The organism is Oleiphilus sp. HI0066, assembly GCF_001635725.1.
Genome location: NZ_LWFH01001128.1, coordinates 1 through 1482, shown reverse-complemented (window position 1 = coordinate 1482; position 1482 = coordinate 1). Strand labels below are relative to the sequence as shown.

General features: G+C 44.4%; 3 protein-coding genes. All 3 read right to left on the bottom strand.

Annotation, left to right across the window (positions count from 1 at the left end; genetic code table 11):
• A partial coding sequence (locus A3738_RS14845; RefSeq protein WP_156504278.1) for a hypothetical protein occupies positions 1 to 449 on the bottom strand: 449 nt, incomplete at its 3' end.
• Between the two features lie 28 nt (positions 450 to 477).
• Complete coding sequence (locus tag A3738_RS14840) at positions 478 to 1191, bottom strand: hypothetical protein (RefSeq protein WP_068500734.1); 714 nt, start codon at positions 1189 to 1191, stop codon at positions 478 to 480.
• A partial coding sequence (locus A3738_RS31150) for a hypothetical protein (protein WP_197473874.1) occupies positions 1188 to 1482 on the bottom strand: 295 nt, incomplete at its 5' end. The genes A3738_RS31150 and A3738_RS14840, both read right to left, overlap by 4 nt.

Here is a 1482-nt window from a genome sequence, read left to right as displayed (position 1 = left end):
ATGGTTGGACCGGTTCGAAAAATATTCCTGAACTCACGCGTATCGGGGTTCTCGTCTTGACTCGTATCGGAGACAACATCGGTACGCGAAAACGTGGCCTGCCACTCAAGAAAGTCCTCAACCAAATCAACCGTAAATAAGCCAAAGCCGGAGGTCAGTGAGGTTTCGTCTTCGTATGTGCCTTCGTAGTAATGCTCATTTTGTAACTTGAGGGTTGCATCCGCTTTAAAACGCTTTCGTACTTCTTCAACACCTAGTTCGGCGTACGTTGTTTGAATAACATCGGTTTCGGCATTAGTGTTTGTGCGTCGAACGTTGTCCGTATGTTCGATTCGGGAGCCAATCGCGCCCGTTGCCTCTGTCGCATGGGATTGACTAGCAAACACCATCAAAAGAAAACAGGAAATAAGCCCCGATAAAACGCGTTCGCGGCAAAATTGAATGTCCATGTATCACTACTCAATTAACAATTTTGTTTTAGTTGTTGTATATCAGACCAGCTAATTTATCTTCGCCAACGATATCGATCGCAATCTGAACCTGATCACTCGTCACTCTCGCATGAGGGACCACTAACACGACCATATCCACGATGCCCGCCAAAATACGCGCTTCAGATGAACTAGCCACAGGAGGCGCATCAATAAAAATATAACGATCAGAATAGCGATGTTTCACTTCATCAATGAACGAAAGCATTTTTTCTGATTCGAAGTACTCAGCCGCGCCTTCGCTATTTGATCCAAGAGGAATTGCTCGTAATCGCGGTACGCCAGTCGCATAAACGATGTCTTTAATACCAATAGCGGGGTCACTAAGATAATCAGTAATGCCTATCTCTGCTTCACCAAAGATTAAGTTCTGAGCATATGGAGAGTAGAGGTTTGCATCTAGAACCAAGCTTGTTTTGGCCTTATCTAGCGCAAACACAGAGGCAAGGTTCTGCGTCACATAACTACCGCCACCACCATGGCTCACCGAACTAACCATGCATACAAAGTTTTTCTTTTTTTGATGCTGCAGTAACTGCGTTCTTAGCTCCCGAAATATATTAAGCACTTGAGGGCTATTCATACCCGGGTAAATCAGCTTTCTTTCATCTAACTCTTGTTGAGTGAACTTATCCACTTCTTCCATTTGATCAATACGTGGATTCGATTCTGATACAGCCGCTTTGGTCAACTCGCTCACAGTAACACTCCCATATGAAACGCCACAGCTAAGCCTGTATAGGCTGCAAAAATAGCCAGCGCCAAGATTCCACAAACGACCATATCACTGCGTCTCAAACGCTGTGTAAGCGGTGTATTCACATGAGGAATAACAGCTAATACGCGTGCATCCATAGCATAAATAGATGATGCAAAGCGGATTCTCGGATCAAGCAGTACATAGGCGACAGCTAAGCCGATCACGAACAATATTCCTAACACTGGACCAACTAATACAAAATGTATAAAACGTAAACCAGAGGGCATCAAA